This window comes from Ammonicoccus luteus, assembly GCF_050880385.1.
Lineage (GTDB): Bacteria > Actinomycetota > Actinomycetes > Propionibacteriales > Propionibacteriaceae > Enemella.
Genome location: NZ_JBNZCI010000001.1, coordinates 48379 through 70491, shown reverse-complemented (window position 1 = coordinate 70491; position 22113 = coordinate 48379). Strand labels below are relative to the sequence as shown.

The following is a 22113-nucleotide window of genomic DNA, read 5'->3' as shown; positions in this document are numbered from 1 at the left end:
GTCCGCGCCGCCGATCAGACGGCGACCTTCCCCAGCCTCTGCTTGTCCCACAGCCGCGCGTATTCCCCGCCCCGGGAGACAAGTTCCTCATGGCTTCCCTGCTCGATGACACGTCCACGGTCCATCACATAGATCCGGTCACACTCCTGAATCGTCGTCAGCCGATGAGCGATGAGGATGCAGGTCAAGTCACCACCGTGGCCGAATACCGTGTCGCGGATGCCCGCTTCGGTGATCGTGTCCAAACTGCTGGTGGCTTCATCAAGAATCAGGAGCTGTGGCCGTTTCAGCAGCGCTCTGGCGATGGCCAACCGCTGCCGCTGTCCCCCCGACAGGTTCATGCCGTTCTCGTCGAGAGGTGTGTCCAGACCCATCGGCAACTCGGCGATGAACCCGTCGGCATGGCTCGCCCTGCAAGCGTCCCGAATCTCCTCATCAGTGACGTCCACGTTCCCCAGGGTGAGATTGTTTTTGATGGAATCAGCGAAGAGAAATGTGTTCTGGTCAACGTAGGCGATCGCGTCTCTCAGCGATGAAAGACTCATCACTTCCACCGGAATGCCGTCGGCCGTGATCCGCCCAGATTCCGGTGAATAGAACCTCAACAACAACTTTGCCAACGTTGTCTTGCCGCTGCCGCTGGCGCCGACGATCGCGACGCGTTCACCTCGCTTGACCGTGAGCGAAGCGTCTCGCAGCACGAGTTCACCGTTGCCGTAACGGAAGCGAACGTCCGCCAAGTCCCAGCGTTCGACGTTTTCGATCCGTTGGCCTTCGGTCGGCAGTCCTTCTGTCTGCAAATCCAGAACGTCATTCAGTCGATCCGCCGCCACGAGCGCTGTCTGGATCTCCGGCTGGAGACCGACGAGATTCTTTATGGGCTGAACAAAGTATGCGAGCAGCGCATAGAAGGTGATCAATGTGCCGAGTCCGATTTCCCCGCTGGCGACCATAGAGAAACCGAGCCAGAGAACGACCACGGTGCCGACCGTCTGTACCACTTCCGACAACGCCTCTTGCGACACACCAACCATGCCTGCCCGCACGATTGCGTTCGCAAAACCGAGGAATTTTCCTTCCGCCTTTTGTTTCACATGGTCACCCGCACCGGCCGCCTTGACGGTTTCCGCCCCGTCGATCGACTCCTTCAAGAAAGACTGGAACATGGAGTTGGACTCCATGACCGTCCGATTGGTCTTTTCGATCGGCTTCCGATAAACCAGCAGAACGATGACGTACAAAATCACCAGAACGAGTGCCACCCAAAACAATGGCCCACTCTGCAAGTACAGGATTATCCCGCACCCGATCACCATCGTGGCATCAAGAACCAAGGATACGGTAACGCCCGAGATCGCCGCCCGGATTGCTCCTGCATCGCTGAATCGCGACATGTATTCGCCGGTGGTGCGAAGACTGCTTGAGGACACCGGCAGGTCGACTACGTGGTTGAAATAGGACAGCAGAAGGCGGATATCGATCCTCTTCGACACCGCGAAGATGAGATATCCGCGCAGGACTTGGATCACGGCTTGGACGACGTAGAGCGCTATCAGCGACCCGAACACCGCGCCCAGGACGGACGCTGATGTCCACTCAGCTACACGCTGGCTTGCCCCGGCAAGCCCCTCGGCCAAAGCGGCGTCCCTGCCGCCTGGCGATGGTGAGCTGTCAGGCACCGATTCGCCGATCACAAGTTGGAAGGCGAACGCTCCCACGATCCCGACCGCTGAGATCACCAGCGAGAGAAGAAGAACGCCCAAGAGCCTCGCGTACTGGCCGTTCAGCAGGGCCCCGAAGCGAAGAAGGTTGTTTCTGTGATGGTTTCCGGGAACGAACTCGGGTGTCTTGCGGAGGTTGACGACGTACCCGGTCCAGAGCTCGCTGAATTCATCCAGGGAGAGCTTTCGAAGGCCCCGCGCAGGGTCGGATAGACCTACCTGCTCCTTCTTCATGTGGCTGACTACCACGAAGTGGAGCATCGAATTCTCATGAATGTGCGCTATGAACGGCGTCGACACACGGCCAGCCTCGACGGCCTCGAGGAGCTCGGTTCGCGTACCAGAGAGAGCCTCGGCAGCGAACCCAAGGTCTCGACCACCGCTCACCAAGCCGTAGAGATTTACACCACGCTTGTTTGTCTGGGTTAATTCGCGGAATTTGGAAATAGGATATCGCAGGCCGTAATGACGGGAAACAATTGCGAGGCAGGCAGCGCCGCAGTCACGCTCATCGTGCTGCCGGACAACTTTCGTGCGCACTTCTTCAGTCCTCGTGATGGCTCGGCAACGGTGTCGGGTGGGCGTCACTCACGCGACTCTCCACCCGACACCGATTTGATTGACAAACTGGGTCACGGCTTTCCACAGACGGGGCACCTAATCCCCAGGAAGCCATAGTTGGTGTAGTGACGTCCCGATGTGCGGTGCTCGTAGTAGTACCTGGCGTACGCTGAGGCCCTAGCCACTGCAAGCATCCAACCGCCCTCCACGTGGCGCATTTCACTCACGTTCAACTCATGCATGATCACACCTCCCTCCGCGCGTTCCGAAGAATGTCAATAGCGAAGCATTTCCCTTCATGTTTGCTTCACTAACAAAGTTAGGCGGATGAGACCAAGACCTCCGGAGAGTGTCACCTTTTTGTCATATAAGGCGTCTGCCACCGCCGGGTCGGCCGTCGTCAGGTCTCGGCTTATACCGGGCCCCGCAATCAGCCACAGAAGGGGGGACGTGTTCGGTCGTAGTGTGCGGATGTTGGCGCGGCCAATGCAGTCGGACCGCTGACCGCTCGTTCAGGCCGGACCGGTTATCTGGCCGCGTCTTGGCTGCCTGCGCCTAGAGTGGAGGGTCCCAGCGAGCAGTCGGAGGAACCATGAAGGACGCACAGCGCACCAGCCCGTTCGTCGACAAGATCGAGGTAGCCGGCGATCAGTTGGTGGCCAAGCTCAACGACTTGATTCGTGACATCAACGCCCGCCGCGTGGTTATCAAGGACCAGCGCGGCCAGGAACTCCTCAGCCTGCCGCTGAACGTTTCGGTCGTCGCCGGTGGTCTGCTCAGCGTCGCCTCCCCCGTGCTGGCCGCGGTGGGCGCCTTGGCAGCCGTAGTGGCGCGCGTACAGCTCGAAGTCGAGCGCGCCGACCCACTTGACTCAGAGTCGGCGACCTCCCCGGCTGCGGGCGCACCGGATTCGGCAGCGACCAGCGACCCGAACTCCGAGTCAGCCGACGTTGCGGGCGCTGCGGGCGAAGGGACCGCCGGGTTTGTGGAGGACCCGTTCGAGCCCGAGCCGGTGGACACCGAGACCTATGCGGACGACGCTGCCGAACACCGCCGCCCACCCGAGGACCCCAGCGCACCCGAGGACCCCAGCGCACCCGAGGACCCCAGCGCAAACATCTGAAGTGGAGACCGGGAGGACTGGCGAGAAGCCGCGGTCGGTTCTTCCCGCAATGACGCTTAATGTCGCCCCAGTGGGGCCCGCGGGCTCGGCGTCACCCGCCATTGGGCCCGCGTACCTCCCATTGGGCCCGCGTACCTCCCATTGGGCCCGCGCACTCTCCATTAGGCCCGCGAAAGCCGCATTCCGCACGGCATGCACACCATGCGGAATGCAGCGCTAGCGGGCTCAATGCGGCGCTAGCGGGCTCGACGCCGCCCCGACGGGCCCAATGCAGCGCTAGCGGGCCCGATGCCGCCCGACGGGCCCCAGTGCCACTGTCGTGTCGACAGCCGCACCGATCCGGGCAGAATGCGGCGCCTGCGTGCCCAATGAGAGTTGCCACGCCTGAGCCAGTGAGCTTGCTGGTATCCAGCACCAACGTGCACCAGCGGCTCTTCATGATCTTGGTGCGAGTGGTGTGATCGTTGAACCCGCGAACGTACGTACGCCAGCAAGCGGACACGCGGCCAGCCTGTCTTAAGTGCAGGCCTTCCACAGTTGCAGGCCGGTCTCAAGTGAAGTCCTGACATCCCAAGCGCTGGCCCGACTATCCCAAGTCAGGCCTGAGACCTCACGTACCGGCGAACGTCTTGATCCACTCACCACACTCGCCTGAAAGACCCAGATCCATCCTTGATCCTCGAAACCCTTTCGGCAATTGCGCCCTCTGATTTCGTGAAACTACCCAAGCAGATTCCGTGAAATCCAACCAAGATAGCAGCCGCTGGCATCCTTAACTCAAGCCAGAATGCGGCAATCAACTCTGCCAGAAATGATTATCGCCCGGATTCCATAACCTTGGAATCCGGGCGAATAGCGTAGCCCCGACGGGATTCGAACCCGCGCTACCGCCTTGAGAGGGCGGCGTGCTAGGCCGCTACACAACGGGGCCATCTAGCTGAAGAAACCTAGCACAGAGATCTATTCCGTGCGAAATCGCTTCTCCGCTGGGGTATAAGGACTCGAACCTCAACTAACTGAACCAGAATCAGTCGTGCTGCCAATTACACCATACCCCAATGCCACTGGTGTCCCAGCGGCTCGGTTGCCCGAGTTTTCGCCCCGGCAACGAGGAGAAACATTACTCCACACCGCGCGTGCTCGCAAATCACAACCCTGTCACCGTGCCGCTGTGCGGTCCTCCTCGGGCACCCTGTTCCGCAGCTTCATCGCAACGGCGACGCCGGCGGCGATGAGCGTGATGATCGAATAGATGATGACGTCGGAGAACGACTGGGCCCACCCGACCTCGGTCAGCGTCCGCGCCTCCGAGATCGTGCTGGTCAGCCCGGCCAGGGTGAACGCGAAGACGTTGTTCACGACGTGCGCGGCGACGGCCGCCTCAATACCCCCGGTGCGCAGCACCAACCAACCCATGACGAGCCCGAACGCGAAACGGCTCAGAAACAATGGCAGGTTCTGCGTGCTGTGGAACAGCGCGAACACCAACGCCGAAGTCACCACACCGAACCAGGGATTGGCGACCAGCGAACCCAACGCCTGCAGCAGATAGCCGCGGAACAGGAACTCCTCTGCGGCAGCCTGCAGCGGCGACGTAATCAGGATGACCACGAAGAACGCCCAGAATCCTTCTTGGGGCTGCCACGTCAGCGGAGCACCTCGCAAGGGCATCGTGCCGATGTACGCCCCGAACACAACCGCGGCGACCGCTGCACACACGAACAGATATCCCCAGCGAGGACGACCTTCGACCGACCACAGATAGCTCGGATGAACCATGTGCCACGACCGCACCATGAGCAGGGTGATCGGGATCAGCAGGGCGATCTGGAGGTGTCCGGCCAGCATCCCCTCCCAGAACTCATACCGCAGGGCAGCGGCAAAGAACGCCTCCTGAGACAGTCCCCGATCGCGGATCTGCCAAGCCAGAAACAGCACCCCGGAGGACAGTGCCCCCCCGAGGAGGAGCCAGAACATCGGTGCGAGCAGGACACCCATCGCCGAGCGCCACCATGCGTACGACTCACCCCGCAGGACCAGCGGATAAGTCGCACCCGGTCGGGGCGCCGCCAACCCGGGCGACCCCCAACCGTGTGTCGGCGCGATATTCCCGCCGGCCACCTCAGGCCTCGACGGTGGCGCGAGCCCGGGCCAGTCGATCAAGCGTGGACGCCCGACCGAGCAGCTCCATCGATTCGAACAGAGGTGGGGACACCTTGCTGCCGGTGAGCGCGACGCGAACCGGTCCGAACGCGAACTTCGGCTTCAGCCCCAGCCCATCAACGAGCGACGTCCGCAACGCCGTCTGGATCGCATCCGCCTCGAACGGCTCCAGCGTCTCCAAGGCCCCGACCGCCGCGTCCAGCACCGCTGCGTCGTCCGGCTTGAGCCGGGCCTTTTCCTCGATCTCGATCCGCTCGTCCGGCGTGAAGAGGAACCGAACCTTCTCCACCACCTCGCCGCAGGTGTTCAGCCGCTCCTTGATCAGCGGCGTCGCTCCCTCGAGCTTTGCCAGCTCGTCGGCCTGGGGTGGGTCGGTAACCAAACCGGCACTCACCATGAACGGCACCAGGTGCGGCACCAGCTCGGCGTCGGACAGCATCCGGATGTGAGCGGCGTTGATCGCCTCGCACTTCTTCGGGTCGAACCGTGCCGGGTTGCCGCTCACGCGTCGGATGTCGAAGGCCTCGACCATCTCCGCCATCGTGAACACGTCGCGATCCTCCGCGATCGCCCAGCCGAGGAGCGCCAGATAGTTCAGCAGCCCCTCGGGCAGGAATCCTCGCTCGCGATATTCGGCGAGTCCCGAGCCGGCGTCGCGCTTGGACAGTCGTCGGTTGCCCTCCCCCATCACCATCGGCAGGTGGCCGAAGATCGGCGTACGCCCCGAACCGATCCCCAACTCGGCCAACGCTTGATAAAGCACGATCTGCCGCGGGGTCGACGACAGCAGATCCTCGCCGCGCAGCACGTGCGTGATCCGCATCAGGGAATCGTCGACGGGATTCACCAGCGTGTACAGCGGATCACCGTTGCCCCGCACGATCACGTAGTCCGGCACGTTTCCGACCGGGAAGGTGATCTCGCCGCGGACCAGGTCGTGGAAGGTGATGTCCCGGTCCGGCATCCGCATCCGCACGACGAAGGAACGCTGCTCCGCCTGATAGGCGGACACCTGTTCCTCGCTCAGGTCGCGGCAGTGGCCGTCGTATCCGGCCTGCGCGTCACCTCCGGAGGCCTCGATGCGAGCCTCCTGCTCCTCACGGGTGCAGTAGCAGCGATAGGCGTGACCGCCGGCGATCAGCCGGTCGACGACCTCGGCGTACACGTCTCGTCGCTCCGACTGCACATATGGCCCATAGTCGCCGCCCTGTTCCGGGCCTTCATCGGGATCGAGGCCGAGCCAGTCGAGTGCGTCGAGCACGCCTCGCAAGGACTCCTCGGTGCTGCGCGCAGCATCCGTGTCCTCGATCCGCAGGACGAATGTGCCGCCGAAGTGCCGGGCGAACGCCCAGTTGAACAGGGCGCTCCGGACGTTGCCGACGTGCAGATTTCCGGTGGGCGAGGGTGGAAAGCGTACGCGGACCTCGCTGGGGTCGAGGCCGCCGAGCACGTCCTGCGTGACGGCGTCAGACGCCTGGGACGCGGGGGCGTCGGTCACTGCTGATCTCCTGCCAACGGACCGCCGATCACCGGGTTGGTGAGCGTGCCGAGTTGTTCGATGCTGACGGACACGGTCTGGCCGGGCTCCATGAGCCCGACACCGCCGGGAGTGCCGGTCAACAGGACGTCCCCGGGCAGCAGGGTCATATAGCCCGAAATGAACGACACGAGATCGGTGATCGAGTGGACCATGTCGGCGGTCGACGCGTTCTGGTGGACCTCGCCGTCCAGGGTCGTGGTGATCCGCAGGTTCTGCGCCTCCTCCACGGACAGGTGACAGGTGATCCACGGACCGAGCGGGCACGAGGTGTCGAAGCCCTTGGCCCGGCTCCACTGGGCTTCGTTGAACTGGATATCCCGGGCGGAGACGTCGTTGCCGATCGTGTACCCGAAGATCACATCCTGCACCCGCTCCGGCGGGACCTCCTTGCAGATGCGACCGATCACCACGGCGAGCTCACCCTCGAAGCCGACCTCCCGGCTGAAATCGGGATAGATGATCGCTTCGTTCGGCCCGATGACCGCGGTGTTCGGCTTGAAGAACGTGATCGGGGTGTCGGTCAGTTCCTGACCGAGGTCCCTCGCCAGATCCACATAGTTGGGACCGACTGCGATCACCTTGCTCCGTGGGATCACCGGTGCCAGCAGCCGGACGTCAGCCAGGGCGTGACGTTCGCCGGTGAACTGGACCGAGGTCGCCAGCGGATCTCCGCTGATGACGGCAACGGTATCGGGGTGCGGCCCGCCGTCCTCGGCGAGCTCGACAAGGCCATAGACCGGGTCTCCCCCGGTGGAAAAGCGTGCGACGCGCATTGCCCCACCCTATCGGTCGGCTGACCGGCGGCAGGCATACTGCCATCCATGAACACCAGTGACCGCTTCGAGACCGTTGACCTCATCCGAGCCAAGCGGGACGGGGCGGCGTTCACCGACGCCCAGATCGACTGGCTCATTCAGGCCTATACCGCGGGACTGATCGCCGACGAACAGATGTCCGCGCTGGCCATGGCCATCTTCTTCCGAGGGCTCGAGCCCCGAGAACTGCGGCGCTGGACCGCAGCGATGATCGGCACCGGTGAGCGGCTCGACTTCTCCGGCCTCGGGCGACCGACCGCCGACAAGCACTCGACGGGCGGGGTGGGCGACAAGATCACCCTGCCATTGGCTCCGTTGGTGGCAGCCTGCGGTGTCGCGGTCCCCCAGCTCTCCGGGCGGGGGCTCGGCCACACGGGTGGCACCCTCGACAAGCTCGAGTCGATCCCCGGCTGGCAGGCGTCGCTCACCAATGACCGCATGATGCAGATCCTGTCGGTGGTCGGTGCGGTGATCTGTGCGGCCGGGTCCGGTCTGGCGCCGGCGGACAAGAAGTTGTACGCGCTCCGCGATGTCACCGGCACCGTCGAGTCGATCCCCCTCATCGCCAGCTCGATCATGAGCAAGAAGATCGCCGAAGGCACTGGGGCTCTGGTGCTGGACGTGAAAGTCGGGTCCGGGGCATTCATGAAGACCGGCGACCAGGCAGCCGAACTGGCTCGCACGATGGTCGGGCTGGGCACTGACGCGGGCGTACGCACGACGGCCCTTCTCACCGACATGTCCACCCCGCTCGGCCGGACGGCGGGCAACGCGCTCGAAGTGCGCGAGTCCGTCGAGGTGCTGGCGGGCGGCGGGCCTGCCGACGTTGTCGAACTCACCCTGGCACTCGCCCGGGAGATGCTGGCCGGTGCCGGGCGGGCCGATGTTGACCCGGCGCAGGTGCTGGCTTCGGGCAAGGCGATGGACGTCTGGCGGGCGATGATCGCAGCCCAGGAGGGCGATCCCGAGGCATCGCTCCCGGTGGCTCGGCACACGGAGGTCGTGCGCGCGGATGCGGATGGGTACGTCACGTCCCTCGACGCGCTGTCCGTGGGGCTCGCGGCTTGGCGGCTCGGGGCGGGCCGGGCTCGCAAGGAGGATCCTGTCCAGGCGGGGGCGGGTGTGGAGTGGCATGTGCGCCCGGGTGACGAGGTGCGCCGCGGCGAGCCTGTCTTCACCCTCCACACTGATACCCCGGAACGCTTCGAATCTGCGCTCGCCGACCTGGCCGACGCCCTCACCGTCGAGTCCGAGCCGCCGATCGTCGGCCCGGTCGTGCTGGACCGCATCGGTTGACCTTCGACTGACCGGCTGACCGCAGCAGTAAGGCCCGCAAAGAGGGCCGCATTTGATCACGGACGGCGAAATGTTACTCGGACGCTCAAGTTCGGTGTTTACTGTGCAGTCATGTGGAGGACATCCAATCGAAACCTTCCCGCATTGCTGCTGCTTGGCATGCTGGTCGTTCTCGACGTGCTCATGATCGTGGTCGACGCAGTTCTCCACACCGGTCTAGGGGTGGCGGGGCCCGTGTGGTCCGTCACTCAGGACGGCGGCTACGCGGAATTCCTCCAGTACGCCAAATTCGCCTGGTGTGGACTGCTCCTGGTGGTGCTGGCCCGCACCGGGCGCACCAAGGCTCTGCTGTTATGGGTGCCATTCATTGCCTATCTAGCGCTGGATGACGTGCTGCAGATCCACGAGAACGTGGGGGCATGGCTCGCCGAGGTTCTGCAGATCCCCCATTTCGGCCTGCGTTCCTATCACATCGGTGAGCTCCTGGTAGCGGTGGCTGCGATCGCCGTGGGGCTGGGGCTGGTCCTGATCGGTTGCTTCTTCAGCCGGCCCGTGGTCCGTGGCATATTCATCGACATTCTGCTGCTCGTCGGCCTGATGGCGTTCTTCGCGGTCGGCGTCGACGCTGTTCACAGCCTGCTGGGGGCTTTCGCACCGATCGAAATGGTGTTGGGTCTGGTCGAAGACGGTGGAGAAATGCTCGCGTTGAGCCTTCTAGTGGCTTATCTGTTCCACACCGCGCTGGGCCATCAATCGCCTCGAATGCTGCAGCGGGTCCGCGCGCGGATTCCGGGGATTCGCCGCCTTGACCTGGGCGCGGGTCACCCTCTCACGCCCGCCGAAGCCGAGCGCGGGAGCGGCTCGTCTCTGCGGACACGCACCGACGGGTGACCGCTGGCTATTCGGTGATCAGCCCATAGAGATAGGCGTCGCTGAGCGCCTCCCAGGAGGCCTCGATCACGTTCTCCCCCACCCCGACGGTCGTCCAGGAGCGCTCGCCGTCGGTGGTGTCGATGAGCACGCGGACGGTTGCATCGGTGCCGTGCCCCTCGTCGAGGATGCGCACCCGATAGTCGGTGAGGTCATAGGAGAGCACCTGGGGATAAGCGTCGGCGAGCGCCCTGCGCAGCGCATGGTCGAGGGCGTTGACCGGACCGTTCCCCTCCCCCACGAACAGACGCTCGATCGCCTTGGCCGTGAGCTTCACCGTCGCTTCGGTGTCGGTCTGGGTCGGGCTGTGGGAATGCGTGTGCACACGCCAGTGGTGGACCTCGAAGGGCAACTGCAGTCGATCGGTCACGTCGCGGAGCAGCAACTCGAAGCTCGCGTCCGCAGCCTCATAGGAATAGCCACGCGACTCACGCTCCTTGACCACGTCGGTGACCTTCGCCGCCAAGTCACGATCGGACAGGTCGTAGCCGAGTTCCTCGCCCTTGAGCTGGATGTTCGCGCGACCGGCCATATCGGACACGAGGGTGCGCATGTCGTTGCCGACGACCGCCGGATCGATGTGCTGATAGAGCATCGGGTCGACGCGGATCGCCGACGCGTGCAGACCCGCCTTGTGCGCGAACGCCGATTGCCCGACATAGGGCTGCCGCGGTGATCCGGGGCTGTTGGTGACTCCGGCGATCGCGTGGGAAATGCGGGTCGCTTCAGCAAGCGAGCCGGGCGGCAACACCTCCCAGCCGTACTTCAGCTCCAAATTCGCCACCACCTGCAGCAGGTCGGCGTTGCCGGTGCGCTCCCCATAACCGTTGATCGTGCCCTGCACATGGACGGCACCGGCCTCCACGGCGGCAAGGGTGTTGGCAACTGCGCAGCCGGAGTCGTTGTGGCAGTGGATCCCCAGGTCGATCCCGACCTCCCCGGCGTCGCCCACGATGTCCGGCATCCAGGAGGGCAGCATGCCGCCGTTGGTGTCGCACAGCACCACGACCTCGGCACCCGCGTCGGCGGCGGTGCGGATGACCTCCAAGGCATATCCCCGGTCCGTCCGATAGCCGTCGAAGAAGTGCTCGGCATCGAGGAAGACGCGCTGCCCCTCGGCGACGAGGTGGGCGACCGTGTCCGCGATCATCTCGAGGTTCTCGGCAAGCGTCGTGCGCAGCGCCTGCTCGACGTGGCGCACGTGGCTCTTCGCCACGAGGCAGGCGACCGGCGCACCCGAGTCCCGGACAGCCGCGATCATGGGGTCGTCCGCGGCCTTGCGACCCACCCTGCGGGTGAAGCCGAACGCCGACAACAACGAGTGTTTCAGCGTGATCTCCCCGGACCGCACCGCCTCGAAGAACGCGGTGTCGCCCGGGTTCGCTCCCGGCCAGCCACCCTCGATGAAGGTGACTCCGAAGTCGTCCAAGTGGCCCGCGATCTTCAGCTTGTCCGCGACGGACAGACGCAGGCCCTCCTGCTGGGCACCGTCCCGCAGCGTCGTGTCGTAGACCTGGAAGGACTCGGGCGCGACGAGCGATGGCTGGGCGTACGAATCATGGCTGAGGGTCACCCCCCAAGTCTGGTCAGGCGCCCACTATCTGGCCAGTCCCTCTCGCGGGCTGAGACCGGACAGCGCCCGGGACGACCGCGAACGCGTCAGGCGATGCGCGTCAGCCAACCCTGCGTGTCCTCGGCCCGGCCGAACTGGACATCCAGCAGCGACTGCCGCAGACCCGCAGTGTGCGGACCCACGTGACCATCACCCACCGTGTAGTCCCGGCCCGATTCGTCCGCGAACCGACCGATCGGTGTGATCACTGCCGCGGTGCCGCAGGCGAAGACCTCGGTGATCGAGTGGTCCGCAATGCCTTCCAGCAGCTCGGCCAACCCCACTGCGCGCTCGACGGGCCGAAGGCCACGCTGCGCGGCCAACGTGAGGATGGAGGAACGTGTGACACCTTCCAGGATCGAGCCGGTGAGCGCGGGGGTGACGAGCTCTCCATCCCGGACGAACCAGATGTTCATGCCGCCGAGTTCCTCGACGAACTCATGGCTGCCGGCGTCGGCGAAGAGCACCTGAGCGCAATCGTTGCGGGCGGCCTCCTCCTGGGCGAGCAGCGACGAGGCATAGTTGCCGCCGCACTTGGCCGCTCCGGTGCCGCCGGCACCCGCTCGGGAGTATTTGGTCGTGATCCAGATCGACACCGGCTTCACCCCGGAGGCGAAATAGGCGCCGGCCGGCGATGCGATCAGTGAATAAGTAACGTGATGGGCCGCGCGGACGCCGAGAAACGCCTCCGACGCGAACATGAACGGACGCAGATAAAGGCTCGCCTCGCCGCCGGCGGGATCGGGCACCCACTCCCGGTCGGCGCGGACCAGCGCCTGGATGCTGCCCAGGAAGTCGTCGACCGCCAGCTCCGGCAGACCGAGCCTGCGTGCGGAGTTCTGGAAGCGTTTCGCGTTCTCCTCCGCACGGAAGAGCCAGATCGATCCGTCGGGATGTCGATAGGCCTTGAGCCCCTCGAACACGCCCTGCGCGTAATGCAGGATCGCGGCCGCCGGATCGAGCTGGAACGGCGCATACGGCACCACAGCCGAGTCATGCCACCCGTCGACTGCCGTCCATGTCGCGACGGCCATGTGGTCGGTGAACCTCGTCCCGAATCCCGGGTTGGCCAGGATGGCATTCCGCTGCTCCGCGGAGCGCGGCTGCGGGTTGCGATGGACGTCGAAGTTCAGACTCATGCGGGGAACTTATCGCATGCGGCCGGAAGAGACCGCGTACGCCCGGGGCGGGATTCCTGAGACCCCCTGCTCGTGCGCGAGCGCGGTCACTAGATTGCGACGGGTGTCGACGAACGTGAACAACAGCAAGCCCACCTTGGCTGTCATCGGTGGGGACGGAATCGGACCGGAAGTCGTCGCCGAAGGGCTCAAAGTCCTCGACGCGGTGGCCGGTGCGGACACCTTCGAGAAGGTGGACTATGACCTCGGCGCCGAGCGCTGGCTGCGGACCGGTGAGGTCCTGCCCGACTCTGTGGTCGAGGAACTCAAGCAGGCCGACGTGATCCTGCTGGGCGCCGTGGGTGCTGCCCCCGGCGACACGCGGGTGCCGTCGGGCATCCTGGAGCGGGGGCTGTTGCTGCGGCTGCGGTTCCTTTTCGATCACTACGTCAACCTCCGGCCGTCCAAGATCTATCCGGGCATGCCGGTTCCGTTGGCCGCCCACGTCATCGACGGCAAGTCCGTGGACTTCCTGATCGTCCGTGAGGGCACCGAGGGCCTGTATTGCGGGAACGGTGGTGTGGTCCGGCAGGGCACCCCGAACGAGATCGCGACCGAGGTGAGCGTCAACACCGCGCTGGGCGTCGAGCGCATCATCCGTGATGCTTTCGTCCGCGCCACCAACCGCCGCAACCACCTCACTCTGGTCCACAAGCACAATGTGCTGGTCAATGCCGGCGGCCTGTGGCGTCGCTACTTCGAGGAGATCGCGGCGGAATATCCGCAGGTCGAAACCGACTACCTGCACATCGATGCGGCGACGATCTTCCTCGCCACCGACCCGGCGCGCTTCGACGTCATCGTCACCGACAACCTGTTCGGGGACATCCTCACCGACCTGGCCGGGGCGGTCACCGGTGGCATCGGTCTCGCCGCCAGCGGCAACATCAACCCGGACGGACGTTTCCCGTCGATGTTCGAGCCAGTGCACGGCTCTGCGCCGGACATCGCCGGACAGCAGCTCGCGGATCCGACCGCGGCCATCCTGTCCACCGCGATGATGCTCGACCACCTGGGCCGCACCGACGAGGCCAAGAGGATCGAGAACGCGGTCAACGCCGACATCGCAGAGCGCAAGGGCGAGCGTCGGACCACCGCGGGCATCGGTGACGCCATCGCTGCCCGCGTCTGAATCCTGGCAAGCCTGTTGAGCGCGCAACGAGCGCTGCCGGTTCGTCGGCAGCGCTCGTTGCGCGTTGATGGGTGAGGTGAGGTCAGGCCTCGAGCCGCACGGGAACTTCTGGCTGCGGGACCGGGGCCCGGCGGCGACGACGCGGCGCGGGTGCCTGGGGCTGGGGGCCGGTCGCCGACTGCTCTGACCACGCTTGGGGGTACATGTCGTACACGAGCCGCTCCTTCGCATTCGATCGGACGCCCACGAAATAGTAGGGCTACCGAATGAATAGTAGGTCCCCCTAGTAGTTATCGGGCACGGACTCGTGACTTGGCTCACATGGTGGACAGGCGATGGCTATCCGCGGGGTCAGCGGCTGCGGATCAGCAGATCGACCACCGTGTCACCGTCCGGTTGCGTGCCGGTCGCGATTCGCCAGATCTCCGGGCCCGGCTCCGAGCCCAACCCGAAACTGCCGGCATTCGTCATCACGCACAGGCCGGTCAGCCCCGGCTCGGCGTCGAGGGGGCTGGGCAGGTTCTCCCTGCAGTCGCCGTATTCCTCGGTCAGCCGGTCCCAGCCCTCCCGCGCGACCGCCTGCGGATAGACGAGGCGCGCAGTCAACTCATAGTCATGGGTTTGCCGCCATGCCCCGGAGAGCAAGCGGGCCCCATCCGGGACATCAACTCGGATGTGGCGCTCGACGTCGGCCATCGTCAGCTCGGAGCATTGGTGCCCGAGCCAGTCATTGCGGCACTTGGAGCCATATTCGTTGGTGAACCCGAACAGTGGGACCCCCCATCGCCCCGCGTTCAAGGCCACGGCAACCAGGGCCGCCACGACGAGCGCCAGAACGACGCCGAGCGCCACCAAGTTGCGCCTCCGCCGTCGTCGACGGATCTGCTGACGTTGTCCTTGCAGGGAATGCTCGGCATCCGACATGCAGCAATCCTGCCTCACCGGGCCCGTCGGGCGGCACCGCCCTTCGTCCGGAATGGCGCGACCCCGTCCGGAAGATTCCGGACGGGGTCGGGATGAGAGCTCGTCGCACCGGACGAGCGGTGGTCGATCAGCGCGCCGCGGTGCCCTCGACATAGTCGTCGTCATGCGACTTGACCCACGCCATCAGGCCGCGGAGCTCCTTGCCGGTGGCCTCAATCTGGTGGGACTCGTGGGAGTCGCGGTAACCCTGGAAGTCCTTGGCACCGTTGTCCTGGTCGTCGATGAACTTCTTGGCGAAGCTCCCGTCCTGGATCTCGGCCAGGATCTGCTTCAGGTTCGCCTTGACATGGTCGTCGATCACCCGCGGGCCGGAGACATAGTCACCGAACTCAGCGGTGTCGGAGATCGACCAACGCATCTTGGCGATGCCACCCTCGTACATCAGGTCGACGAGGAGCTTGAGCTCGTGGAGGCACTCGAAGTAGGCGACCTCAGGCTGATAGCCCGCCTCGACGAGGGTCTCGAATCCGGCCTGGACGAGGTGGGACATGCCGCCGCACAGCACGGCCTGCTCACCGAACAGGTCGGTCTCGCACTCTTCGGTGAAGGTGGTCTTGATGCCACCGGCGCGCAGCCCGCCGATGCCCTTGGCATAGGACAGGGCGAGATCCCAGGCCTTGCCGGTGGCGTCCTGCTCGACTGCGACGAGCACGGGCACGCCGCGACCCTCGGAGTATTCACGCCGCACGAGGTGACCCGGCCCCTTCGGCGCGACCATGGCGACGTCCACGTTGGCCGGCGGCTTGATATAGCCGAAGCGGATGTTGAAGCCGTGCGCAAAGAACAGGGCGTCGCCCTCGTTCAGGTTGGGCTCGACGTCCTCGGCATAGACCTTGCGCTGAATGTGGTCCGGGACGAGGATCATGATCACGTCCGCCTCCTTGGCCGCCTCGGCCGGGGTGACGACGCGCAGGCCCTGGGCCTCGGCCTTGGCGCGGCTCTTGGAGCCCTCCGCCAGACCCACGCGCACATCGACACCGGAGTCGCGCAGCGACAACGAGTGGGCGTGGCCCTGGCTGCCGAAGCCGATGACAGCGACCTTGCGGCCCTGGATCACGGACAGATCGGCATCGGAGTCATAGAAAAGTTCGGTTGCCACGGTGCTTGGTTCTCCTTGTCGCTTCCGGCAAGCCTTGGTTGCCGCAGGAAATGTTGGTCCCGGCAAGCGGTCCTTGCCGAAAGAAAGTGTTGCCCCCGCCAGTGATGACGGGTTGAGGTTAGTGGTTGACGCCTGGTGGCGCGAGTCTGGGGATTCGCGTCCGGAGTACGCCCGGGGATTCCCGGGCGTACTCATCGCCTCAGACGATCCGGATCGGGCGCGCGCGCTCGCCCCGGGCGGTGCGGTCCGTCAGGGACCGGCTGCCACGGCTGAGCGCCACGACGCCGGACTGGACATATTCCTTGATGCCGTAGGGCTCGAGCATCCGGACGAGAGCCTCGATCTTGTCGGTGCCGCCGGTCGCCTCGATCGTCATCGAATCGGCTGCGATGTCCACGGTCTTGGACCGGAACAGGTTGACGATCTCAAGGACCTGGCTGCGGATCTCCGGGGTGGCCCGAACCTTGATCATCAGCAACTCGCGACGCACGGCGGTGTCGTCCAGTTCGACGATCTTGAGGACCTCGACCAGCTTGTTCAACTGCTTGGTGAGCTGTTCGAGCGAGACCTCGTCGACGTTCGCCACCAGGGTGATCCGCGACAACGCCGGATCCTCCGTCGGGCCCACGGCCAGAGACTCGATGTTGAACCCACGCCGGGAGAACAGCGCGGCGATCCGGGTCAGGACGCCCGGCTTGTTGAGGACGACGACCGAGAGCGTGTGGTTCTTGAAGTCGCTCACAGGACCTCTCCTTCCCAATCCGGGGCCATGTCACGGGCGATCTGGATGGCGTTGTTGCTCGTGCCGGCGGGGACCATCGGCCACACCATTGCGTCCTTGTGCACCACGAACTCGACCACGACCGGCCGGTCATTGATCTCGAGTGCCTGCTTGATGACGTCGTCGACTTCATCTCGGGATTCGGCCCGCAGACCCACACAACCCATCGCTTCGGCGAGCTTGGGGAAGTCGGGAATGCGCCACGAGTTCAGGTCCGTGTTGGAATAGCGTCCGCCATAGAACAGCGTCTGCCACTGGCGAACCATGCCGAGCGACTCGTTGTTGATGACGGCGATCTTGACCGGGATGCCCTCGAGCGCACAGGTGACGAGTTCCTGGTTGGTCATCTGGAAGCAACCGTCGCCATCGATGCCCCAGACGATCTCGCCGGGATGGGCGACCTGGGCGCCCATGGCCGCGGGAACGCAATAGCCCATCGTGCCGAGACCGCCGGAGTTGAGCCAGCGGCCAGGGGTCTCGAACGGCAGGAAGTGGGCTGCCCACATCTGGTGCTGGCCCACACCGGCTGCATAGTACGCGTCCGGCCCGGTCAGCTCGCCGATGCGCTGAATGACGTACTGCGGCGAGAGGCTGCCGTCCTCGGGCTCGTCGTAGCCCGTCGGATAGCGCCGCTTCATCTCGTCCAGATAGGCGACCCACCCGGAGTAGTCCGGAACGTCGGCCTCCTTCATGCGGCCGATGAGCTGGGAGATGACCTCCTTGACGTCACCGACGATCGGCACGTCGGCCCGGCGGTTCTTCGAGATCTCCGCAGGGTCGATGTCGGCATGGATGATCTTCGCGTCGGGAGCGAACGACTTGAGCTCTCCCGTGACACGATCGTCGAATCGAGTGCCCAGCGCGATGAGCAGATCGCTGCGCTGCAACGCTCCGACCGCCGAGACCGAGCCATGCATCCCAGGCATGCCCATGTGCAGATCGTGGCTGTCCGGGAAAGCGCCCCGGGCCATGAGGGTCGTCACGATCGGGATACCCGTGAGCTCGACCAACTCGCGGAGTTCAGCGAACGCCTTGGCCTTGACGACTCCGCCACCGACATAGAACGTCGGGCGGGACGCCTCGGAGATGAGACGTGAGGCCTCCCGGATCTGCTTGCTGTGCGGCTTGGTCGTCGGGCGATAGCCGGGCAGTTCGAGGGTCTTGGGCCACTCGAACTCGCACGAGTTCTGGAGGGCGTCCTTGCTGATGTCCACCAGGACCGGACCGGGACGTCCGGAGAGCGCAATGTGGAACGCCTCCGCGACGGCAGTGGCGATGTCCTCGGGCTTGGTGACCAAGAAATTGTGCTTGGTGATGGGCATCGTGATGCCCCGAATATCGGCCTCCTGAAAGGCGTCCGTGCCGATCGCCTTGCTGCTGACCTGTCCGGTGATGGCAACGATCGGGACCGAGTCCATATAGGCATCGGCGAGCGGGGTGACGAGGTTGGTCGCCCCTGGCCCGGATGTGGCCATGCAGACGCCGACACGGCCGGTGGCAACCGCGTAGCCCTGTGCGGCGTGACCGGCACCCTGCTCGTGGCGCACGAGGATGTGCCGGACGATCTCGGAATCGAAGAGCGGGTCATAGGCAGGGAGAATCGCGCCACCCGGAATGCCGAAGACCACCTCCACCCCGGCCATCTCCAGTGACCTGACCAGCGCCTGCGAGCCGGTCATGGTCTGGGGCGCTTCAGGAGCCTGTTGGCCCTCCGCCGCGTCCTCATCGGTCGGCGGCGGTGCCGCCTGAGTCTCTGAGACCTTCATCTGTGTCCTCCACGTTCTGTGAGCGTGGGCCGCACTCTGCGCACCCACGTCATCAGTCCGTTCCTCTCGTCGTTCCTCCTGCGCAGGGGTCACCTGCAACAAAAAACCCCCGCTGCCACGAGGCAGGCGAGGGAGCGCACCGGTTGCGGGGGATCACCCGGCCGACACGCTAGTTCACTACGAGAATCTGGTACTGCTGCACACGCACACAATGCCTCATGCTGGCAGCCAAATCAACTTCGGCACAGGCCGACCACATCACGGACCGCAGGCAGAACAACAGCGGCCACGAGCCCGAAAGCCCGTGACCGCTGTTGCTGTTTTCAGCGCGTCAGACCGTCATCGAACGACGACGTTGATGCGCCCGTTGACCCACTCGATATAGCCGCGCTCGAAGTTCGAGCGACGACCACCCGGGACAGCGAACTCGTCGCTGGTCGGATAGCCGAGCGACGAACGCTCCCAGCCACGACGTGCCCACTCCTCGCGGATCAGGCCATGGACTTCCCAGGCCCCGGTGCGCGGGCTCCAATAGATGGAGCCACCCTCGAAGTGGTTGAACCGTCCGACTCGGTCAGGAGTCGGGAGTTCGTTGGTGGTCGGGAACCGCAGCAAGGAGGTCTCCCAGCCGAGGCCGGCCCACTTGGCGCGGATGGATCCCCGGATCTCATTGGCGCCGGTCGCCGGCGACCAGTAGATCGAGCCACCCTCGAAGTGGTTGTAACGACCGCGTCCGTTCGGCGTGGCGAGCTCCGAGGTGGTCGGCAGGCCGAGGTGACCGGCCTCCCAACCGAAGCGGGACCAGGTGCCATAGATGGCGCCATAGACGCTGCGAGCACCCGTCGTGCCGCTCCAATAGATGCCGCCGTTCTCGAAGTCGTTGTACTGCGCACGCCCGTTCGGCGTCGTGGACTCGGAGTTCCGCGGATAACCGTGCACGCCGCGGGTCGCACCCATCGTGTCGTGCTGCGCCTTGATCGAACCCATCACCAGATGGGCACCGGTGGCCGGCTTCCAATAGATCACCGGCGACGGGTTGGCCGCAGTGCCGGCGAAGTTGTTCATCCGGCCGCCACCGTCCGGCGTGGCAATCTCATCAGTCGTGGGGACACCGAGACGGGCAGCCCCGCCCTGGCTGATGTAGGTCGCCAGGATTGCGCCGTAGACCATGCGGACGCCGGCGCTCTCCGAGTAGTACATGTGACCGCGCTCGTAGACCTGCTGGCGGCCGACGCCCGGGATCGAGACCTCGGGACCGACCGGCGCACCGAGGGTCGCCCGCGCTGCGGCATCACTGTCGTAGCGCTGCGAGATCCGGGTGCTGTAGACCGCCTCGAGAGCGAGATCGCTGTTCGGCATGGTGATCGTGCGCGAGCTCAGGTCGGAACCGTCGCTCCATCGCATGAACGTGGTGCCGTCCGCGCTGCGCGGGGCCACCAGACCGACGGAGGAGCCGACCGCGATCTGGCGGGTGCCACCGAGGGCTCCGTTGATCGAGATCGGCGCACCGGCGTTGTTGGTGACCGTCAGGCTGCGGAGGGTCGGACGCGCGACATAGGTCTGCGTCTGGGTCGCACCCGAGCTGTCGGTGACCCGTGCGGTGATGTGCCAGTTGGTGAAGTCACCGGCGCCGACCGTGTAGGTGGCGTTGTAGGTGCCACCGGTGGCCGACGGACCGGTCGTGGTCTCACAGACGTCGCCCTTGCAGGTCTCGAGCTGTGTGCTCCACTGAACGTCCGCGGTCAGCGCACCGTCCTCGTCGTCCGTTGCCGTGGCGGTGAGGTTGATGGCGTCACCGACCGCATAGGTGCGGGTGGCCGGCGGCGTGGTCAGCGTCAGGGTCGGCGTGCCGTCGGCCGTGTTGACGCGCAGGTCCACCGTGGTCGAGCCACCGCGACCATCGGTCACCACGACGCGGACGTCATAGGTTCCGGCGGAGCCGTAGCGCTTGACGGGGTTGGGGTCGGTCGAGGTGGTGCCGTCACCGAACGTCCACCGATAGCTCAGCGGATCATTGTCGGGATCGCTGGCGTCGAGGGTGAAAGCGACCTCGTTCGCATTGCTGGTCGTCCGGTAGCTCGCATTGGCGACAGGAGACCGGTTCGAGCTGATGTAGGAGAGGCGCCGGATGTTGCCGGAGGCGAAGTCGGAATAGGCGACATCGCCGTTGGCCGCGTGCTTCAGTGACACCGGGATGCCGACGGCGTTCGGGGCGACGTTGGTGGCCCAGCCGGCCGGGTTCGGCGGGGTGACGAGCGCCGTGGCCGTGTCGTTGAAGCGCATGGTGTAGATCCGGCCGGCGGTGTAGTCGGCGAAGAAGTACGTGCCCACATAGCTCGACGGATAGCCCGGGCTGCCGTCCGGGGTGCCGGTGTAGATGATGCCGCCCATGGCGCTGCTGCCCATGCCGCGGTCGCGGGAATACTGGAAGATCGGCGTCGCACTCGTCACGGTTGCGCACCCGGCGAGACGCGTGGAGTATTCGGGGGTCCGGGCGGTGCCTTCCCAGCACGGCCAGCCATAGTTGCCACCGCGGCGCACAATGTTGTGCTCTTCGGTGGTGTTCCAGCCCACGTCGCCGACCATCGGGAGACCCAGCGTCGGGTGGAGGCGGAGACGGAACGGGTTGCGGAAGCCGCGCGCGTAGGTCTTCGAATACCACGCATGGCTGTTCCGCGGGTCGAACTCGGGGTTGGTCGGCATGCCCGCGCCCTCGCGGTCGATGTGCATGATGCGGCCGTACGGCGAGTCACGACGCTGAGCGTCGAAAGCGTCCGGATCCATTTCGCGGAAGCTCGCGCCGTCACCGATGCTGACCCAGAGCGAGCCGTCCTTGTCGACGACGACGCTGTCCATGCCGTGGGTGATGTCGCGGTTGGGGAACCAGAGCACGCGGCGCTCGGCGCCCAGGCTGACCGGGTTGCCGGCGGCGTCGAAGTTGACGTTGAATTCGCTGAGGACGTTCTCGCCGCAGGCGTTGTCCTCGGGGCAACGGCCGGGACGGCCGTCGGGGCGAATCCGCACGATCCAAAGGCTGTTGGAGCCGCCGGGCAGTCCGTAGTTGTGACCGAGGTCGATCGAAACGGCGCCGAGGTCCTGCTGGGTGGTCACGGACAGCCGGGCGATCTCACGGTTGATCCGGCCGTCCAGGGAGGACCAGCGGACCGAGCCGCCCTTGCCGAGGCTGTAGTAGCCCTTGTTGTCCGGCGTGAAGGCGAAGTCCGTCAGCGCGGTCCCCATGCCGGGCGCATGGCCAGTCGGATAGTTGACGATTTGGAAGCCCGAGGGGATGGCCGCATGGGCGGCTCCCGTTGGGCCGGCGATCGCGAGCGGGAGCGCCAGGGCGACCATCGCCATCAGACACAGCACGCGCGCACGCAGTGTTCTCTTCATTCTTCCCCCGTAGGTTCTG

The 22113-nt window shown here is 65.2% G+C and carries 15 protein-coding genes and 2 tRNA genes; 4 read left to right on the top strand and 13 right to left on the bottom strand.

The features are described from left to right. Positions 1 to 14 precede the first annotated feature (14 nt). Positions 15 to 2261: a peptidase domain-containing ABC transporter gene (locus ACQ260_RS00325; protein ID WP_432557405.1), complete on the bottom strand. Its 2247-nt coding sequence runs from the start codon at positions 2259 to 2261 to the stop codon at positions 15 to 17. Positions 2262 to 2874: 613 nt separating this feature from the next. Between ACQ260_RS00325 and ACQ260_RS00320 the strand changes: the two genes are divergently transcribed. Continuing rightward, positions 2875 to 3405 carry a DUF4342 domain-containing protein gene (locus ACQ260_RS00320; RefSeq protein ID WP_432557404.1) on the top strand — a complete coding sequence of 177 codons (531 nt, stop codon included), beginning with the start codon at positions 2875 to 2877 and terminating at the stop codon, positions 3403 to 3405. An 858-nt stretch (positions 3406 to 4263) separates the two neighbouring features. Here the strand turns inward: ACQ260_RS00320 and ACQ260_RS00315 are convergent. The 5 genes from ACQ260_RS00315 to ACQ260_RS00295 form a co-directional block, all read right to left on the bottom strand. After that, positions 4264 to 4336, bottom strand: a tRNA-Glu gene (locus ACQ260_RS00315). A gap of 55 nt (positions 4337 to 4391) precedes the next feature. Beyond that, a tRNA-Gln gene (locus ACQ260_RS00310) sits at positions 4392 to 4463 on the bottom strand. A gap of 100 nt (positions 4464 to 4563) precedes the next feature. After that, entirely contained in the window at positions 4564 to 5478 is a 915-nt protein-coding gene (locus tag ACQ260_RS00305) for a CPBP family intramembrane glutamic endopeptidase (RefSeq protein WP_432557403.1), read from the bottom strand. Between the two features lie 49 nt (positions 5479 to 5527). Beyond that, on the bottom strand, positions 5528 to 7066 hold the full coding sequence (gltX, locus tag ACQ260_RS00300; RefSeq protein WP_432557402.1) for a glutamate--tRNA ligase: 1539 nt from the start codon (positions 7064 to 7066) through the stop codon (positions 5528 to 5530). Further along, a complete protein-coding gene (locus ACQ260_RS00295; protein ID WP_432557401.1) occupies positions 7063 to 7881 on the bottom strand; it encodes a fumarylacetoacetate hydrolase family protein in 819 nt (272 codons plus the stop codon). Before ACQ260_RS00295 ends, gltX begins: the two co-directional genes overlap by 4 nt. 48 nt (positions 7882 to 7929) lie before the next feature. Between ACQ260_RS00295 and ACQ260_RS00290 the strand changes: the two genes are divergently transcribed. Both ACQ260_RS00290 and ACQ260_RS00285 read left to right on the top strand, forming a co-directional pair. Continuing rightward, on the top strand, positions 7930 to 9219 hold the full coding sequence (locus tag ACQ260_RS00290; RefSeq protein ID WP_432557400.1) for a thymidine phosphorylase: 1290 nt from the start codon (positions 7930 to 7932) through the stop codon (positions 9217 to 9219). A gap of 111 nt (positions 9220 to 9330) precedes the next feature. Continuing rightward, the gene (locus tag ACQ260_RS00285) at positions 9331 to 10110 is read left to right on the top strand and encodes a DUF8692 domain-containing protein (protein ID WP_432557399.1); all 780 of its coding nucleotides are present in this window, start codon (positions 9331 to 9333) and stop codon (positions 10108 to 10110) included. A 7-nt stretch (positions 10111 to 10117) separates the two neighbouring features. On the opposite strand, the gene cimA is transcribed toward ACQ260_RS00285, so the two are convergent. Then, positions 10118 to 11722, bottom strand: coding sequence for a citramalate synthase (gene cimA, locus ACQ260_RS00280; protein ID WP_432557398.1), 1605 nt, complete (start codon positions 11720 to 11722; stop codon positions 10118 to 10120). Between the two features lie 86 nt (positions 11723 to 11808). Next, positions 11809 to 12900 carry a branched-chain amino acid aminotransferase gene (locus ACQ260_RS00275; protein ID WP_432557397.1) on the bottom strand — a complete coding sequence of 364 codons (1092 nt, stop codon included), beginning with the start codon at positions 12898 to 12900 and terminating at the stop codon, positions 11809 to 11811. Positions 12901 to 13003: 103 nt separating this feature from the next. Between ACQ260_RS00275 and ACQ260_RS00270 the strand changes: the two genes are divergently transcribed. Beyond that, positions 13004 to 14071, top strand: a complete 1068-nt coding sequence (locus tag ACQ260_RS00270; RefSeq protein WP_432557396.1) for a 3-isopropylmalate dehydrogenase — start codon at positions 13004 to 13006, stop codon at positions 14069 to 14071. 351 nt (positions 14072 to 14422) lie between these two features. Here ACQ260_RS00270 and ACQ260_RS00265 read toward each other — a convergent pair whose 3' ends face one another. From ACQ260_RS00265 to ACQ260_RS00245, 5 genes are all read right to left on the bottom strand, one after another. Continuing rightward, the gene (locus ACQ260_RS00265) at positions 14423 to 14995 is read right to left on the bottom strand and encodes a hypothetical protein (protein ID WP_432557395.1); all 573 of its coding nucleotides are present in this window, start codon (positions 14993 to 14995) and stop codon (positions 14423 to 14425) included. A gap of 127 nt (positions 14996 to 15122) precedes the next feature. Beyond that, positions 15123 to 16154: a ketol-acid reductoisomerase gene (ilvC, locus tag ACQ260_RS00260; protein ID WP_432557394.1), complete on the bottom strand. Its 1032-nt coding sequence runs from the start codon at positions 16152 to 16154 to the stop codon at positions 15123 to 15125. A gap of 199 nt (positions 16155 to 16353) precedes the next feature. After that, positions 16354 to 16896, bottom strand: a complete 543-nt coding sequence (gene ilvN / locus ACQ260_RS00255; RefSeq protein ID WP_432557393.1) for an acetolactate synthase small subunit — start codon at positions 16894 to 16896, stop codon at positions 16354 to 16356. Then, on the bottom strand, positions 16893 to 18701 hold the full coding sequence (locus ACQ260_RS00250; protein ID WP_432557392.1) for an acetolactate synthase large subunit: 1809 nt from the start codon (positions 18699 to 18701) through the stop codon (positions 16893 to 16895). The genes ilvN and ACQ260_RS00250 overlap by 4 nt, the downstream gene beginning before the upstream one ends. Before the next feature lie 339 nt (positions 18702 to 19040). After that, on the bottom strand, positions 19041 to 22094 hold the full coding sequence (locus ACQ260_RS00245; protein WP_432557391.1) for a PKD domain-containing protein: 3054 nt from the start codon (positions 22092 to 22094) through the stop codon (positions 19041 to 19043). Positions 22095 to 22113 lie beyond the last annotated feature (19 nt).

Bases quoted from the DNA above. Each gene is read 5' to 3' on its own strand.
- ACQ260_RS00265 (WP_432557395.1), bottom strand. From the start codon at position 14,995: ATGTCGGATGCCGAGCATTCCCTGCAAGGACAACGTCAGCAGATCCGT.
- ACQ260_RS00245 (WP_432557391.1), bottom strand. From the start codon at position 22,094: ATGAAGAGAACACTGCGTGCGCGCGTGCTGTGTCTGATGGCGATGGTC.
- ACQ260_RS00250 (WP_432557392.1), bottom strand. From the start codon at position 18,701: ATGAAGGTCTCAGAGACTCAGGCGGCACCGCCGCCGACCGATGAGGAC.
- ACQ260_RS00290 (WP_432557400.1), top strand. From the start codon at position 7,930: ATGAACACCAGTGACCGCTTCGAGACCGTTGACCTCATCCGAGCCAAG.
- ACQ260_RS00320 (WP_432557404.1), top strand. From the start codon at position 2,875: ATGAAGGACGCACAGCGCACCAGCCCGTTCGTCGACAAGATCGAGGTA.
- ACQ260_RS00295 (WP_432557401.1), bottom strand. From the start codon at position 7,881: ATGCGCGTCGCACGCTTTTCCACCGGGGGAGACCCGGTCTATGGCCTT.
- ACQ260_RS00285 (WP_432557399.1), top strand. From the start codon at position 9,331: ATGTGGAGGACATCCAATCGAAACCTTCCCGCATTGCTGCTGCTTGGC.
- ACQ260_RS00275 (WP_432557397.1), bottom strand. From the start codon at position 12,900: ATGAGTCTGAACTTCGACGTCCATCGCAACCCGCAGCCGCGCTCCGCG.